The 15330-nt window shown below is 71.8% G+C and carries 13 protein-coding genes; 7 read left to right on the top strand and 6 right to left on the bottom strand.

Going from position 1 to position 15330, the window contains the following annotated elements:
• Nucleotides 1–184 precede the first annotated feature (184 nt).
• Together IE136_RS19275 and IE136_RS19270 are read left to right on the top strand one after the other, a co-directional pair.
• Nucleotides 185–784 (top strand): GNAT family N-acetyltransferase, encoded by a 600-nt coding sequence (locus tag IE136_RS19275; RefSeq protein WP_158987831.1) that lies wholly within the window; start codon nt 185–187, stop codon nt 782–784.
• Nucleotides 785–794: 10 nt separating this feature from the next.
• Nucleotides 795–1958, top strand: coding sequence for a winged helix-turn-helix domain-containing protein (locus IE136_RS19270; RefSeq protein ID WP_189600946.1), 1164 nt, complete (start codon nt 795–797; stop codon nt 1956–1958).
• On the opposite strand, the gene IE136_RS19265 is transcribed toward IE136_RS19270, so the two are convergent.
• From IE136_RS19265 to mtrA, 6 genes are all read right to left on the bottom strand, one after another.
• A complete protein-coding gene (locus IE136_RS19265) occupies nt 1951–2706 on the bottom strand; it encodes a response regulator (RefSeq protein ID WP_158987835.1) in 756 nt (251 codons plus the stop codon). The genes IE136_RS19270 and IE136_RS19265 overlap by 8 nt on opposite strands.
• A 207-nt stretch (nt 2707–2913) precedes the next feature.
• Complete coding sequence (gene hpf / locus IE136_RS19260; protein WP_373309092.1) at nt 2914–3594, bottom strand: ribosome hibernation-promoting factor, HPF/YfiA family; 681 nt, start codon at nt 3592–3594, stop codon at nt 2914–2916.
• Nucleotides 3595–3923: 329 nt separating this feature from the next.
• Nucleotides 3924–4679, bottom strand: a complete 756-nt coding sequence (locus IE136_RS19255; RefSeq protein ID WP_158987839.1) for a ComF family protein — start codon at nt 4677–4679, stop codon at nt 3924–3926.
• Nucleotides 4680–4752: 73 nt separating this feature from the next.
• On the bottom strand, nt 4753–6633 hold the full coding sequence (locus IE136_RS19250; protein ID WP_373309091.1) for an LpqB family beta-propeller domain-containing protein: 1881 nt from the start codon (nt 6631–6633) through the stop codon (nt 4753–4755).
• Nucleotides 6623–8629 carry an MtrAB system histidine kinase MtrB gene (gene mtrB / locus IE136_RS19245; RefSeq protein WP_158987841.1) on the bottom strand — a complete coding sequence of 669 codons (2007 nt, stop codon included), beginning with the start codon at nt 8627–8629 and terminating at the stop codon, nt 6623–6625. Before mtrB ends, IE136_RS19250 begins: the two co-directional genes overlap by 11 nt.
• A gap of 1 nt (nt 8630) precedes the next feature.
• Complete coding sequence (gene mtrA, locus IE136_RS19240; protein ID WP_010356958.1) at nt 8631–9308, bottom strand: two-component system response regulator MtrA; 678 nt, start codon at nt 9306–9308, stop codon at nt 8631–8633.
• 456 nt (nt 9309–9764) lie between these two features.
• On the opposite strand from mtrA, the gene IE136_RS19235 reads away from it, so the two are divergent.
• From IE136_RS19235 to IE136_RS19215, 5 genes are read left to right on the top strand one after another with little or no spacing between them, the layout of a single operon-like run.
• Nucleotides 9765–10970 (top strand): DUF7847 domain-containing protein, encoded by a 1206-nt coding sequence (locus IE136_RS19235; protein WP_189600945.1) that lies wholly within the window; start codon nt 9765–9767, stop codon nt 10968–10970.
• A 4-nt stretch (nt 10971–10974) separates the two neighbouring features.
• The gene (locus IE136_RS19230) at nt 10975–11655 is read left to right on the top strand and encodes a DUF4129 domain-containing protein (RefSeq protein WP_189600944.1); all 681 of its coding nucleotides are present in this window, start codon (nt 10975–10977) and stop codon (nt 11653–11655) included.
• Nucleotides 11652–12863 carry a DUF4350 domain-containing protein gene (locus IE136_RS19225; RefSeq protein ID WP_189600943.1) on the top strand — a complete coding sequence of 404 codons (1212 nt, stop codon included), beginning with the start codon at nt 11652–11654 and terminating at the stop codon, nt 12861–12863. The genes IE136_RS19230 and IE136_RS19225 overlap by 4 nt, the downstream gene beginning before the upstream one ends.
• Nucleotides 12860–13843 carry an AAA family ATPase gene (locus tag IE136_RS19220; protein ID WP_158987849.1) on the top strand — a complete coding sequence of 328 codons (984 nt, stop codon included), beginning with the start codon at nt 12860–12862 and terminating at the stop codon, nt 13841–13843. The genes IE136_RS19225 and IE136_RS19220 overlap by 4 nt, the downstream gene beginning before the upstream one ends.
• 12 nt (nt 13844–13855) lie before the next feature.
• The gene (locus IE136_RS19215; protein WP_189600942.1) at nt 13856–15166 is read left to right on the top strand and encodes a DUF58 domain-containing protein; all 1311 of its coding nucleotides are present in this window, start codon (nt 13856–13858) and stop codon (nt 15164–15166) included.
• Nucleotides 15167–15330 lie beyond the last annotated feature (164 nt).

Genomic DNA, 15330 nt, shown 5'->3' with positions numbered 1-15330 from the left:
GCGCGGGCACGGCAGGTGGTCCCCACCGCAACGGCCATCGTAAGCGAGACCGCCGTCGCGTCGGGAGGCCCGCAGTGCCGGAGTGCCACTACCGCCCGGAAAGAGAACGCACGAGGTGCGTGGAAGGTGCCGCCGGGTCCGAAAAGTGTTCGCGTCTCCGTGTCGCGGTCACCACAATCCCGTCATGGAGCCGATCACCTTGACCACGGACCGCCTGCGACTGCGCCCCTTCGTCCCGGAGGACGTGGAGGCGGTCTTCGCCGCCTGTCAGGACCCCGACATCCAGCGCTGGACGACGGTGCCCTCGCCGTACACCCGCCAGGACGCCGTGTACTTCCTGGAGCGGCTCGTGCCGGAGGGGTGGCGCGACGGCGTGGAGTACACCTTCGCCGTCGAGCCCCGGGACGGCGGGCCGCTGATCGCCGCGACCGGTCTGCACGACCGCGGTCCGGGCGTGCGGGAGGTCGGTTTCTGGGCCGTCAAGGAGCACCGCGCCCAGGGCTACGTGACCGAGGCCGTCGGCGCGCTGTCCCGGTGGGCCTTGACCGAGGGGGGCTGTCACCGTCTGGTGTGGCGGGCGGAGGTCGGCAACACGGGCTCGCGCACGGTGGCCGAGCGGAGCGGTTTCCGGATGGAGGGTGTCCAGCGCGCCGGCCTGACCAACAAGGGCACGCTCCGTGACTGCTGGGTCGCCTCGCTGCTCCCCTCCGACCTCGGCCTGCCGGGGCCGCTGCCGTATCTGCCCGCCCCGGCCGCCGGCGGCGGTGTCAGTGGCGCCTTCTAGGGTGCGGAGCATGACGACTGCGCAGCCGCCCGTTGCCGAACTCTCCGCGGACGAAGCCCGCCGGATCGCCCTGCGCGCCCAGGGGTTCCTCGGCGCGCCAGACCGGCGGGGGGGTGTGCGCGGGGTGCTGCGGCACCTCGGCCAGATCCAGCTCGACACCATCTCGGTCCTTGCCCGCTCGCACGAGCTGATCCCGTACGCGCGCCTGGGCGCGGTGGGCCGTACGACGGTCGAGGACGCGTACTGGACGGAGAGGCACGCCTTCGAGTACTGGTCGCACGCGGCCTGCATCCTTCCCATCGAGGAGTGGCCGCTCTTCGCCTTCCGCCGCCGCGCCTACCGCGACCGCCCGCAGTGGCACCACGAGCTGTCGGACGGGGCGTACGACGCGGTGATCAAGCAGCTGCGGGCCGAGGGCCCGCAGACCGCGACGGAGCTCGGCGGGGCGAAGAACAAGGGCGAGTGGTGGGACTGGTCCGAGTCGAAGATCGCCGTCGAGCGGGCGCTGATGTACGGCGAGGTGGTGTGCACCGAGCGGCGCGGCTGGAAGCGGGTCTACGACCTGGCCGAGCGGGCGATTCCGGAGACCCTGCTCCATGACGATCTGGACGACACCGAGTGCCTGCGGCGCCTTGTGCGGCAGGCGGGCGAGGCGCTGGGCGTGGGGACGCGCGCGGACATCGCGGACTACCACCGGATCAAGGGTGAGGCGTTCGACGCGGTGGTCGAGGCCTCCGGGCTCGTCCCGGTCGTCGTGGAGGGCTGGGGGAAGCCGGCCTGGGCGGATCCGGCGGCGCTGGCGACCGAGCCGCGCGGCCGGCACCGCACGACGCTGCTGTCCCCGTTCGACTCGCTGATCTGGGAGCGGGCGCGCACGGAGCGGATCTTCGGCTTCACACACCGTCTGGAGGCGTACGTCCCCAAGCAGAAGCGGGTGCACGGCTACTTCGCGATGCCGCTGCTCGCGGGCGGCAGGCTGCTCGGCCGGGTCGACCCCGCCCGTGACGGGGGGACGCTGGTGGCGAAGCAGGTGTCCCTGGAGTCGGCCAAGGCGGTCGAGCCGATGGCGCGGGCGCTGCGGGAAGCGGCCGAATGGGTGGGCTGCGACACGGTACGGGTCGAGCGGACGGACCACCCCGAGCTGGCCGGCCGGCTCGCCGCCGCGCTCACCTGATCTCGAGGATCTTCTCCCGCATCGCGTAGACGACCGCTTCCATCCGGGAGTGGAGCTGCAGCTTCTCCAGGATGTTGCGGACGTGGTTCTTCACGGTGTTCTCGGAGATGAACAGTTCCTTGGCGATGTCCCGGTTGTTCATCCCGGTCGCCACGAGCTTGAGGACTTCCAGCTCCCGGTCGGTCAGCCGGGGCGCCGGGACGAGCCGGCGCTCGTCGGCCCGCTGGATCATCGACTTGAACTCGGTGAGGAGTTTCGACGCCATCGACGGGCTGATCTGCGACTGGCCGTCGGCGACCGCCCTGATGGCGGTGGCGACCTCGTCGGTGGAGATCTCCTTGAGGAGGTAGCCGGTCGCGCCCGCCTTGATCGCGTCGTAGAGATCGGCCTCCTCGTCGCTGATCGTCAGCATGATGATCTTCGCGCTGGGGGCCACCTCCTTGATGGAGGTACAGGCCTCGATGCCGCCGCGCTTGGGCATGCGGACATCCATCAGCACGATGTCGGGCAGCAGATCCGCGGCTTTGTCGACGGCCTCGGCCCCGTCACCGGCCTCGCCGACGACCTGAATGTCCTCCTCCTGGGCGAGAACGATCTCCAGACCCCGCCGGAAGAGGGCATGGTCGTCCACCACGAGGACCCGGATCGGCTCCCGGCGAGACTCGCCGTTGTCCGAATCCGATCCCTCCGGGGTGGCCGCGCAATGGGGCTCCCGCCCGCTGTGCACCGGCCCGAAGCTGTCCGCCATCGTTCCTCCCCCTGAAGGCCGTGGCCTGAATTCGTGTTCGGTCCTCCAACCACTGCTCTTGGAGCACCGGTTGGCGTGCACGCCATGATTTCATGCCCGGACGACAGCGTGGTGATCCCGTGGTCGCACGGGGGTGCCCCTGGGGGCGCAAAGGGCGCTCCAGGGGCACCGTGACAGACAAGTGAACGAGGTGTGCGGCCTGCGGGGTCAGCCGCCGAGGGCACCACCGGCACCGCCGCCTTCGGCGAGCGGGTCGCTCTCCAAATGGATGACGCCGTAGTCGTACGCGTGTCGCCGGTAGACAACACTCGGCTGCTTGTTGTCGGAGTCGACGAACAGATAGAAGTCGTGCCCGACCAGCTCCATCTCGTAGAGCGCCTGGTCGAGCGTCATCGGCGCGGCCCGGTGGGTCTTCTCGCGGACCACCAGCGGCCCTTCGCCCTGCACTTCGAGCGGGCCCATCATCGTGGTGGGCACCTCGGAGGTCTCCTCACCCACGAGCTGGCCGCTTCCGTTCAGCTGGGCGACGCCCGGCACCACATCGGCGACCTCGGCCGCCGACAGCCTGCCGCTGCCACGGCGGGTGTGCCTCTTGTCGTGCTGCTTGCGCAGTCGCGCCTCCAGCTTGTCGCTGGCGAGGTCGAGGGCTGCGTACGGGTCGCCGGCTGCCGCCTCCGCCCGGATCACCGGGCCTCGGGAGTGGAGGGTGATCTCCACGCGGTCGGACCTGTCGGCCTGCCGCGGGTTCAGCTCCTTGGACACCTCGACGTCGAGGCTGATCACCTTGCCGTCGAGCTTCTGGATCTTCTCCAGCTTCAGCTTCTCGGCCACGTGCTTGCGGAACCGCTCGGGCACCTCGGTCTTGCGGCCCTTGACGACGATGTCCACGCAGAACTCCGTTCCCGGATCACTCAGATCGGCTCCACGGCCGCTGAGCATCTCCCTTTGCACCAGACTCCGGTGAATGCCGGAGTCTCGGACTGGCGACTTTCACCTCCTCCTCCCCAGTCGGCATGATCCCCACCCCACCAACCTGAGGTTAATTCGCCTTGAACTCCTGTCCTGTAGGCGCACCCGTGCATTCGGTGAGGCGTGGCATTCGCCATTCCTCACAACCGAACATAGCTCGTTCGGACGGGTGTCGGCACCCGCTGCCGCCACATACCTCCGTTCGGGTGTTTTCACCTCTCACCACCTGCAACGACACAGGCTCTCGGTCAGTTCCGCCTCAAATCGAACGACGAAGGAGAGCATGCGATCACCGCCGCCACCGGACGTAAGAAACGGGATTCCCCGACCTCTCCGTTCCATGCCGGAATGAACGGGGGATGTACGGCACGCAGTGCCCGGGCGGCCTCGGCCAGCGACGCCCCCGTGGTCATCAGATCGTCCACCAGCACCACCCGCCCGCTCTCGACGAGCCGCTCACCGCCCGCCACGACCTCCAGCGCCCCGGCCAGGTTGGCAAACCGCCCACGGGCGTCGAGCTCCGCCTGGTCGGCCACCGACCGGCGCTGGCGCAGCACCGGAACCACCCGGGCGGCCCACCCCCGACGGCGCAACCGGCCCGCCGCGGCCAGGGCGATGCGCCGGGTCGGATCATGTCCACGCGCCCGCACCGAGCGCCGCGAGGAGGGCACCGGTACGAGGAGAAGGGGGCCGCCCCCACGGTCGTCCCAGCGCCCGGCAGCGGCCTCCACGGCGCCCGCGAGCGCGGAGCCCAGGGGCCCTGCGAGGGGAAGCGCACCCCGCTCCTTGTGGGCGAGGAGAACGGACCGTACGGCATCGGCGTACGGAGCGGCGGCGTGCACGGCCGGCAGGCCGGCCGGCTCGGGACGAGGACGGACCCGGCGGGGCCCGGGGCCCTCCAACTCCGCCCGGCACGACGGACACAGCTCTGTGCGCGGTCGGCCGCAGCCTCCGCAGGCGACCGGCAGCACCAGCCCGGCGATCTCGCGCCACCACCCCCGCATGGGACCACTGTCCTCCTGCCGGCCCCCCGCCGCCACCCTGGACAGCGGCCCTGTGGACAACGGCAGGCGGGGGTCAGCCCGGGTAGACCGGCGAGGAGCCCAGGACCTTGACCATCCGCTGCCAGTTCGCGCCCGTCTCCAGCCGGACGATGCCGTCGTTGCCCGAATAGGCCACCACCGGAGCGCGGTCGTCGTGCGGCGCGGACACGGCGGTCACCCCGTTCAGACCCGGCAGGACCGAAGCCGTGGAGGTCGCACCGTCCGTCTGGACGTACCGGATCTGCTGCACCCCGCCGGCCTCCTTGCCGACCACCACCAGCCTGCTCGGGCCGGCCCAGGACACCGAGGTGACCGCCTCCATCCGCGGCGCCACGGGCTGCAGGTCCACGACCGCGACCGCCGGCCGCGCCCCGCCTCCCTCACGCTCCACCCGCCCGATCCTCAGGGTCGTGTCACCGTCCTTCCCCTTGAGAAGGAGAGCGATCCGGACCCCGTCCGCCGAGACCCGCAGGGACTCGACGCGGACTCCGTCCGTCAGCCAGGGCGCACGCACCTCGACCGGCTCCCCCTCACCGTCCGGCACCACCCACAGGCGGGGCTTCGAGGGGTCGCGGTCGGCCGCCCACAGGTCGCCCCTGCCGTCCCAGCTCGGGGCGGACAGCCGGTCCTCCGGGCGGGCCGCGCGGCTCGTCAGCAACGCGGGGCGGAGCTCCTGGTCCGACAGGATCGACGCCACGCGCAGCTCCCTGCCGTCCTTGCTCACGCCGGCCGCCCGGCTCTCGTCACGGTCCACGGCGACCGAGCGCAGCGGCATCCGGCCCTTGCCGAACGGTCCCGGCGTCTCGTCCGCCGGCGTGTCCGCCTTTCCGCCGACCGGCATCGCCATCAGCGTGCCGTCCTCGTCGACGAAGAACGGAATCTCCGCCCTGCCCGAGTCGCGCACCGGCGCGAACTCCTCCGCCTGAGCCTTGGACAGCACGCACAGCCGCTCGCCGTCGGCCCGCTGCAGCTCCACCTGCTCCACACGAACGGACGTCAGCCCTCCGAGCGTGAACAGCAACTGAGCCGCCATCCGCCGGCACACCTCGCCCCCCACCCGGTCGGCCTTGGCGTTGAGCGGCACCTTCAGCGTGGACTGGTCGTCGGTCGCCAGCGAGGTGACGCCCGCCTTCAGCTGCGTACCGGAGGGGAACCGCGAATCGACGGACGGCTTCAGCCAGTTCGTCGGCCCTTCCAGCAGCGCCTTGACGGTCTGGGTCACCGGATCCATCCGCGTCGCCGGGTCCTGCCGCTGCCGGATGTAGACCGGGTCGGCGACGACCCAGTCCTCTCCGGACGCGAAGTAGTACTTGTTGACGGAGCGGTAGTTGCGCTGGAAGTCGGCCTCGCTGAGCACCAGACCCGGCGGCAGGTGGTCGATGCGCCACTCCTTGCCCTTGCCGTCCGCGGCCGGCTGCTGCACCACGTGGATGAAGTCCTTGTACTCCACGGGGTGGACGGGCTGATAGGCGTGCCGGGAGTCCACGGTCGCGATCTGCCGGCCACGGATCGGATAGGACCGCCCCTGGTTCTCGGGGTCGGCCAGCCGGTCGGCCTGCTCACGGTCGGGGGCCGTGGTGAGCACCGTGATGCTCTGCGCCGGCCGCCAGGTGCGCGCGGCCTGCTTCGTCAGGTACGTCCGGGCCGTGGCGAAGCCGGGATCGTCACTGGTCATGGCCTCCAGGAAGCCGTCGACGATCTCGTCGGGCTCCGCGTTCTCCCGCGGCTGCACGGCGTACACCCGGACCTGCGAGTCCCCCGGATTGGACGCCTTCACGTTCCGTACGTCCCCGCTGTCGGGCATGGTCGCGCACCCGGCCACCAGAAACCCGCCACAGGCGAGCAGGACGCTCGTCCGCGCCCCGCGCCCGCCGCCGCCCGCCCGCTTCCGCTTCCCTCGGAAGTCAGCGCCCACGTGAACCGTCCTCCGCCTCGGCGTTCGTCGACGCCCTCGCCTCACTGATGTCGGCCTCGGCCGCCGCCCGCGCCACCACCCGGGCGCCACTGCCCGGCAGAGCGGTGGGATCCGCCGTGGCTCGCGGCACCGGCGGCATCCTGGGCGGCACGGGCAGGGACGCACGGTCCGCACCGGACTGCACCGGCACCGAGACCCGGCGCGCCCCGTCCTCCCGCGGCCCACCCGCCGCCTGCTCGCGATTGCGCCGCGAGTCCTCCGGCTCCAGCGGGATCGGCGACCCGCGCAGCGGCTCGTCCGCCGTACGTGGCAGCGTGAGCCGGAACTGCGAGCCGCCCCCGGGCTCGCCCCACGCCTGCAGCCAGCCGCCGTGCAGCCGTGCGTCCTCCACCGCGATGGACAGGCCCAGGCCGGTGCCGCCGGTGGTACGCGCGCGTGCCGGGTCGGCCCGCCAGAACCGGTTGAAGACCCGGGTCGCCTCGCCCGGCTTGAGCCCCACGCCGTAGTCGCGCACGGCGACGGCGACGGCCCCGCCCGCGGCGGCCAGTTTGACGACGACGTCCTTGCCCTCGCCGTGCTCCACGGCATTGACGACCAGATTGCGCAGGACCCGCTCGACCCGGCGGGTGTCCGCCTCGGCCACCACCGGCTGCTCGTCGCCGACGACCACGATCCGGCCGCCCTTGCGCTCGGCGAGCGGCTCCGCGCCGCCGATCACCCGCCGTACGACCTGGCGCAGGTCTATCGGCTCGGCCTCCAGCGCCGCGGCTCCCGCGTCGAAGCGGCTGATCTCCAGCAGGTCGGAGAGGAGCGACTCGAAACGGTCGAGCTGGTCGCCGAGCAGCTCCGCGGAGCGCGCCGTGACCGGGTCGAAGTCGACACGAGCCTCATGAATGACGTCCGCCGCCATCCGTACGGTCGTCAAGGGGGTCCGGAGCTCGTGCGACACGTCCGAGACGAACCGCCGCTGCATCCGGGAGAGATCCTCCAGCTGCTGGATCTTGAGCTGGAGGTTCTGCGCCATCTTGTTGAAGGCCTCGCCCAGCCGGGCGATGTCGTCCTCGCCGGTGACCTTCATCCGCTCCTGCAGCCGGCCGGCCGAGAGCCGCTCGGCGATCCCGGCCGCCATCCGCACCGGGGTGACGATCTGCCGCACCACCAGCCAGGCGATGGCGCCGAGCAGCACCACCACGAACAGTCCGGCCGTCGCCAGCGTGCCCTTGACCAGGTCGAGGGAGTCCTCCTCCTGCGCCAGCGGGAAGAGGTAGTACAGCTCGTACTGGGTGCCTTCGGCGTCGTTGAGCCGCTTGCCGACCACGAGGCCCGGCTCGGACCCCTTGCCGTTGGTGTAGTGGATCCGGGCGTACGTCTGGAAGGTGCCCGCCCCCTGCGCCACGGCGTGCCGCAGCTCGCCGGGGATGCTGGTGGCGGGGTCGACCTCGCCGGAGGCCCGGGCACCCCGGCTCGCGGCCCCGTCGGAGTCCTCCAGGGAGAGCGCGACCACGTTGAAGGCGCTCTGGCCACCGCTGGCGAGCTGCTCGACGAGCGTGGAGCGCCAGTTCACCGACGCACCCGCGCGGCCGCCGTCCTGCGCGCCGGGAACGGACGGCGTGGTCGCCGCGCGATCCTGCGCCGCCGAGAACCCTCCGGCGGCCTGGCTCTGAGCGGCCCTCTCCTTGGCGTCGAGGAGACCGTTGCGGACCTGACCGATGACGACCAGGCCGAGCAGCAGCACCACACCCAGTGACATGAGGAGGGTGCCCGCCACCACCCGCAACTGAATGTTCCGCCGCCACAGCCGTACGGCGGGCAGCAGCGGACGGCGCACCCAGCGCGCGAAGAGCCGCAGCACCGGGCCGCCCGGTGCCCCGTCCTGGAGCAGCCGTCCGTCATGGAGCAGACGGCCGAATCGCGAGCCCCCCCGCCCCGGTCCGGCAGTCCGCCCCGACCGGTCTCCCGGCTCGCCGGGCTTCGGAGCAGTACTGCCTGCGCTCATGTCAGCTCGGCCCCGCCTTGTAACCGACACCGCGGACGGTCACCACGATCTCCGGGCGCTCGGGGTCCTTCTCGACCTTCGAGCGCAGCCGCTGGACATGGACGTTCACCAGCCGGGTGTCGGCCGCGTGCCGGTAACCCCAGACCTGCTCCAGCAGGACCTCACGGGTGAACACCTGCCACGGCTTACGGGCCAGCGCGACGAGCAGATCGAACTCGAGCGGCGTCAGGGCGATGGACTGCCCGTCCCGCTTCACCGAGTGACCGGCCACGTCGATGACCAGGTCGCCGATGGTGAGCTGCTCCGGAGCGGGCTCCTCCGACCTCCGCAGCCGCGCCCGGATACGGGCGACGAGCTCCTTCGGCTTGAACGGCTTGACGATGTAGTCGTCGGCCCCGGACTCGAGTCCCACGACCACGTCGACGGTGTCGCTCTTGGCCGTCAGCATGACGATGGGCACACCGGACTCGGCCCTGATCAGCCGGCACACCTCGATACCGTCCCTGCCGGGCAGCATGAGGTCCAGCAGCACCAGGTCCGGCTTGGCCTCACGGAATGCGGCGAGCGCCTTGTCACCGTCCGCTACGAACGACGGCTCGAACCCTTCACCCCGCAGCACAATCCCGAGCATCTCGGCCAGTGCGGTGTCGTCATCGACGACAAGAACGCGTCCCTTCATATCGACATCATCCCATTTCCGTATCAGTCTCAAGGCGGCTGGTGAGATACCTCACTGACCAGCGGCGACGTCCGTGATCGTCCACCGTCGCTCGCCCCTGTCCGTGGGTGCTGATGCCAGACATGGATGTCACCCCCGTACCCCCGTGGCCGTGCTGAACCGTACCCCGAGCGGACTCCCGTGGCCCACGGAGCGGCTCGGGCAACTTCTCGCCCCCTCTCGCTCCGTCCCTTCCTCGCCTCCGCGGCACGGTTCTTACGCACCGTTGAGGCGGCTGGCCGGTCCTCCTCCCGGGGCGCGCACAATGAAGGTGAGAAGAAGATCCCTGCCCCCGCCCACCGGCGGGCCCCTCGTGGCACGATGGCCCCCGGCCCGCCGCTCCGTAAGGCGGTCGGCCGTTGTGACCGTGCCGGCTCGCCGAACCGGCCCCGCGACCATTCCTCGAGGTGGACGACCGTGAACGACACTCCGGGCTGGACCTCGCCCGGGTCTGCTCCCTCCGAAGGCCAGGACGGTTCCGGGGTCCCCCGGCCCGCCACGCCCGGTGACGCGAACGGCTCCGCTCCTCAGTGGTCCAAGGACCAGCCGCCCGCCGGACAGTGGTCCGCGCCGTCGGCCCCGGTCCCCGGCCAGTCCCCCCCTCCCCAGCCCACTGCCGGATGGGGTGGCCCCGGCCGTCCCGGCGGCTGGGGCAAGCCGCCGGCCGCAAAGCCCGGCGTGATCCCTCTGCGCCCCCTCGGCGTGGGCGAGATCCTCGACGGCGCGGTGACGACCCTGCGTACGTACTGGCGCACGGTCCTCACCATCTCGGTCACCGTCGCGGTGATCTCCCAGGTCGCCGAACTCCTGGCCCAGCGCTATCTCGTCCCGGCCCCGCCCAAGCTCAACCCGGACGCGACCCCCGCCGAAAAGCTGGACCACGCGATGGACTCCATGCAGTCCAGCCTCATCGGCCTCGGCCCCGCGTTCCTCATCATGCTGATGGCCACGCTGGTCAGCGCCGCACTCCTCACGGTGGTCATCAGCCGTGCGGTCCTGGGCCGCCCGATCTCCGTCGGCGCCGCCTGGCAGGAAGCCCGCCCTCGCCTGCTCCAACTCCTCGGTCTGACCCTCCTGCTGCCCCTGCTGAGCGCGGCCATCATGTTCGTCTGCATGCTGCCCGGGCTCCTGCTCGGCGGCTCCGGCGGCGCCGCCCTCGCCGGCATCGGCGGCCTTGGCGGCTTCGTCCTGGTCATCTGGCTGATGATCCGCTTCAGCCTGGCGTCTCCCGCCCTGATGCTGGAGCGGCAGGGCATCGTCCAGTCGATGAAACGCTCCGCCAAGCTGGTCCAGGGCTCCTGGTGGCGGATCTTCGGCATCACGCTGCTCACGCAGCTGCTGATCTTCCTCGTCGCCATGATCATCGCGATCCCGTTCGCCACCATCGGAATCGCCGCCGAGGGCGACGGCTTCAGCGGCATCCTCTCCGGCTCCGACCCGGAGTTCGGCTGGACCTTCCTCATCATCACCGGCATCGGCGGCGTGATCACCAGCGCGATCACGTACCCGATCTCCGCCGGCGTGACCGTTCTGCTCTACGTGGACCAGCGGATCCGTCGCGAGGCCCTGGACCTCGAACTCGCCCGGGCCGCCGGCCTCCCCGGTTACACGTCCGGGAGCTGATGCGGTGACGGCCACGGGGGGCGCGTTCGCCGGCCTGATCAGCGCCGACGACATTCCACTGGACACCCCGCGCGTGCCCGCCAGAGAGGCGGCCGAGCGGGAACTGTCCAAACCGATGTACCACGAGAACGATCCCAACCTGCTCGAACGCGGCCTCGACCGCTTCTGGGAGTGGGTTGGCGAGCTCTTCGACGCGGCCTCCGGCGCAACCCCCGGAGGCCTGATCGGACTTCTCGCCATCGTCCTGGTGGCACTCGCCCTGGCCGCCGCCCTCTGGTGGCGGCTCGGCACCCCCCAGCGCACACCCACCACCGCGGACTCCCTGTTCACGGACGGTCCCCGCACGGCCGCCGAGCACCGCGCCGCCGCCGCCCGGCACGCCGCCGCGGGTCGCTGGAACCAGGCCCTCCAGGAACGGATGAGGGCCGTCGTCCGCTCCCTGGAGGAGCGGACGCTGCTCGACCCGCGCCCCGGCCGCACCGCCGACGAGGCCGCCGCCGAGGCGGGCCGCTCCCTCCCCGCCCACGCGGACGAACTCCGCGCCGCCGCCCGCGCCTTCGACGACGTCACATACGGCGGGCGCACCGCCGACGAGCCCGCGTACCGCCGCGTCGAGGAACTGGACACGGCCCTCGAGCGGACCAGGCCCACACTCGACACCGCCTCCTCGGGAGCGGCCGAATGACCCCGCCCGCCACCAGCCCCACCTCGACCTCGCTCGCCCCCCGCCAGATCTGGGCCCGAGCCCGCGGTGTGCTCCTCGTCCTGGCCCTGATCCTCATCGGCGGCATCGTCCTGGCGACCATGCGTTCCGCCGACGCCCACGGCGCACTCGACCCGCGCTCGGCCGACCCCAACGGCAGCCGCGCCGTCGCCGAGATCCTCAAGGCCCAGGGCGTCACCCTCCGCGTGACCACCACCCTGGACGAGGCCACCGCCCTGACAGGCGCCGACACCACCCTCCTGGTCACCACCCCCGATCTCCTGACGGACCACCAGCAGCGCACCCTCCGCGCCGCCATGACCGCCTCCGGCGGCCGCACCGTCCTCCTCGGCGCCGGCGACGCCTCCGTCACCACCCTGGCGCCCGGCGTCAGCGCCGCCACCAGCACCTCGGTGGCCGTACGCGAACCCGGCTGCCCCCTGCCCGCCGCCGTCCGCGCCGGCAGCGTCGACATCGGCGGCGAGCGCTACACCACCCGCGAGGACGACGCCGACACCTGCTATCTCAGCGGCGGCCTGCCGACCCTGGTCAGCCTCGACCACCCCGGCACCGGTGACACCCTCCTGCTCGGCTCCCCCGACCTCCTTCAGAACGATCGTCTCGACGAGCAGGGCAACGCCTCGCTCGCGCTCCAACTCCTCGGCTCGCGCCCGCATCTCGTCTGGTACCTCCCCTCGCTGTCCGATGTCTCCGCCGCCGAGGGCGACCCTGAGAACGAGTCCCCCGACAGCACCGCAGACGGTTTCCTCTCCCTCGTCCCCTCGGGCTGGCTGTGGGGCACCCTCCAACTCGCGGTCGCCGCCGTCCTCGCCGCGATCTGGCGCGGCCGGCGCCTCGGTCCGCTGGTGACCGAACCGCTCCCCGTCGCCATCCGCGCCTCGGAAGCCACCGAGGGCCGTGCCCGCCTCTACCGCAAGGCGAACGCCCGCGACCGGGCGGCGACCGTCCTGCGTACCGCCACCCGCACCCGGGTCGCCCCCCTCCTCGGCGTCCCCGAACGGGACGCCCACTCCCCCGAGGCCCTGCTCCCCGCGCTCTCCGTCCGTCTCCCCGAGACCGCCGCAGATTTCAGGGACCTCCTCTTCGGCCCGGCTCCCGCCGGCGACGCCGCCCTCATCCGCCTGGCGGACCAACTCGACGCCCTCGAAAGAGAGGTACGCACCTCATGAGCGCCCCGACCCCCGCGACCCCTACGAACTCGGACAGCGCCCGCGCCTCCCTGGAGGCGCTGCGCACCGAGATCGCGAAGGCCGTGGTCGGCCAGGACCCCGCCGTCACGGGGCTCGTCGTCGCCCTGCTCTGCCGGGGACACGTCCTCCTCGAAGGAGTGCCCGGCGTCGCCAAGACGCTCCTCGTCCGCGCGCTCGCGGCCGCCCTCGAACTCGACACCAAGCGCGTCCAGTTCACCCCCGACCTCATGCCGAGCGACGTCACCGGCTCCCTGGTCTACGACGCCCGTACCGCCGAGTTCTCCTTCCAGCCCGGCCCGGTCTTCACCAACCTGCTGCTCGCCGACGAGATCAACCGCACGCCCCCCAAGACCCAGTCCTCGCTCCTCGAGGCGATGGAAGAGCGTCAGGTCACCGTCGACGGCACCCCCCGCCCGCTCCCCGACCCGTTCCTTGTCGCCGCGACCCAGAACCCGGTCGAGTACGAGGGCACCTACCCCCTCCCCGAGGCCCAGCTCGACCGCTTCCTCCTCAAGCTGACGGTCCCACTGCCCTCACGCGAGGACGAGATCAGCGTTCTCACCCGGCACGCCGACGGCTTCAACCCCCGCGACCTCCGAGCCGCCGGAGTCCGCCCGGTCGCCGGCCCCGCCGAACTCGAGGCCGCCCGCGCCGCCGTCGCCAAGACCTCGGTCTCCCCCGAGATCGCCGGCTATGTCGTCGATATCTGCCGTGCCACGCGTGAATCCCCCTCCCTCACCCTCGGTGTCTCTCCCCGAGGTGCCACAGCGCTGCTCTCCACCGCCCGCGCCTGGGCCTGGCTCACCGGCCGGGACTACGTCACCCCGGACGATGTGAAGGCCTTGGCCCTGCCCACCCTGCGCCATCGCATCCAGCTGCGCCCCGAGGCCGAGATGGAAGGAGTCACCGCCGACTCCGTCATCAGCTCGATCCTCGCCCACGTCCCCGTACCCCGCTGAGAACGGCGCCCCATGGCCCTCACCGGACGAACCGCACTGCTCGCCGCCCTGGGATCGCTCCCCGTCGGCATCCTCGCCCCCAGCTGGACGGGGATGCTCGCGGTGAACGCGCCCCTCTCAATCGCAATTCTGTGCGACTACGCGATGGCTGCGCCAGTGCGAACGCTGCGGTTCACTCGAAGTGGTGACACATCTGTTCGACTGGGTGACGGCGCGGAGGTGCAGCTCACCGTCGCCAACCCTTCTCGCCGCCGCCTGCGCGCCCAGCTCCGCGACGCCTGGCCGCCCAGCAGCTGGCTCCCTGGCACCGAGCAGGCCGCCTCGCGCCAGAGGCTCACCGTGCCCGCCGGCGAACGCCGCCGGATCAGCACGACCCTGCGTCCGACGCGTCGCGGCGACCGCCGCGCGGCACGCGTCACCGTCCGCTCCTACGGACCTCTTGGGCTGGCCGCCCGCCAGGGCAACCACGAGGTGCCCTGGACGCTCCGCGTCCTGCCCCCGTTCGCCAGCCGCAAGCACCTGCCTTCGCGACTGGCCCGCCTCCGTGAGCTCGACGGCCGCACCAGCGTCCTCACCCGCGGCGAGGGCACCGAGTTCGACAGCCTTCGCGAATACGTCCCCGGCGACGACACCCGGTCGATCGACTGGCGGGCCACCGCCCGCCAGACCACGGTGGCGGTACGCACCTGGCGCCCGGAGCGCGACCGTCACATCCTGATCGTCCTCGACACCGGCCGCACCTCCGCCGGCCGCGTCGGTGACGTCCCCCGTCTCGACGCCTCGATGGACGCGGCCCTGCTCCTCACGGCCCTGGCCTCCCGCGCCGGCGACCGCGTCGACCTCCTGGCCTACGACCGCCGCCTGCGTGCCCACGTACAGGGCCGCCCTGCGGGGGACGTCTTGTCCGCGATGGTCAACGTCATGGCCCCGCTCGAGCCCGAGCTGGTGGAGACTGATTGCCGTGGTCTGGCCGCCACGGCGCTGGCGCGGGCCCCTCGTCGTTCGCTTCTCGTCCTGCTCACCAGCCTCGACGCGGCCCCGATCGAGGAGGGGCTGCTCCCGGTCCTCCCTCAGCTCACGCAGCGCCACACGGTCCTGCTGGCCTCGGTCGCCGACCCCCACACCACCACGATGGCCACGCGCCGCGGCACGGTCGACGGCGTCTACGAGGCCGCAGCGGCGGCCCAGGCCCAGGTTCAGCGCCGTCGTACGGCGGACCAGCTGCGTCGCCACGGCGTGACGGTCGTCGACGCCACCCCGGAGGATCTCGCGCCTGCCCTTGCGGACGCCTATCTCGCCCTCAAGGCCGCCGGCCGCCTCTGACGTATGACGGGGCGGGCCCTCTCCAAGGGGTCCGCACCGTAGTGGCCGTGCCAACTGGCTCTGAACGCAGAAAAGCCCCGCACCATAAGGTGCGGGGCTTTCCCACAATGATTGTTCGGCGGCGTCCTACTCTCCCACAGGGTCCCCCCTGCAGTACCATCGGC

Source organism: Streptomyces lateritius (assembly GCF_014649715.1).
GTDB classification, from domain to species: domain Bacteria; phylum Actinomycetota; class Actinomycetes; order Streptomycetales; family Streptomycetaceae; genus Streptomyces; species Streptomyces lateritius.
The sequence above is the reverse complement of the archived record's forward strand: the minus strand, read 5'-3'. Positions and strand labels throughout refer to the sequence as shown.

What these genes read in the sequence shown, in the direction of transcription:
- IE136_RS19275 (WP_158987831.1), top strand. Translation starts at nt 185, where the DNA reads ATGGAGCCGATCACCTTGACCACGGACCGCCTGCGACTGCGCCCCTTC.
- IE136_RS19270 (WP_189600946.1), top strand. Translation starts at nt 795, where the DNA reads ATGACGACTGCGCAGCCGCCCGTTGCCGAACTCTCCGCGGACGAAGCC.
- IE136_RS19265 (WP_158987835.1), bottom strand. Translation starts at nt 2,706, where the DNA reads ATGGCGGACAGCTTCGGGCCGGTGCACAGCGGGCGGGAGCCCCATTGC.
- IE136_RS19255 (WP_158987839.1), bottom strand. Translation starts at nt 4,679, where the DNA reads ATGCGGGGGTGGTGGCGCGAGATCGCCGGGCTGGTGCTGCCGGTCGCC.
- mtrB (WP_158987841.1), bottom strand. Translation starts at nt 8,629, where the DNA reads ATGAGCGCAGGCAGTACTGCTCCGAAGCCCGGCGAGCCGGGAGACCGG.
- mtrA (WP_010356958.1), bottom strand. Translation starts at nt 9,308, where the DNA reads ATGAAGGGACGCGTTCTTGTCGTCGATGACGACACCGCACTGGCCGAG.
- IE136_RS19225 (WP_189600943.1), top strand. Translation starts at nt 11,652, where the DNA reads ATGACCCCGCCCGCCACCAGCCCCACCTCGACCTCGCTCGCCCCCCGC.
- IE136_RS19220 (WP_158987849.1), top strand. Translation starts at nt 12,860, where the DNA reads ATGAGCGCCCCGACCCCCGCGACCCCTACGAACTCGGACAGCGCCCGC.
- IE136_RS19215 (WP_189600942.1), top strand. Translation starts at nt 13,856, where the DNA reads ATGGCCCTCACCGGACGAACCGCACTGCTCGCCGCCCTGGGATCGCTC.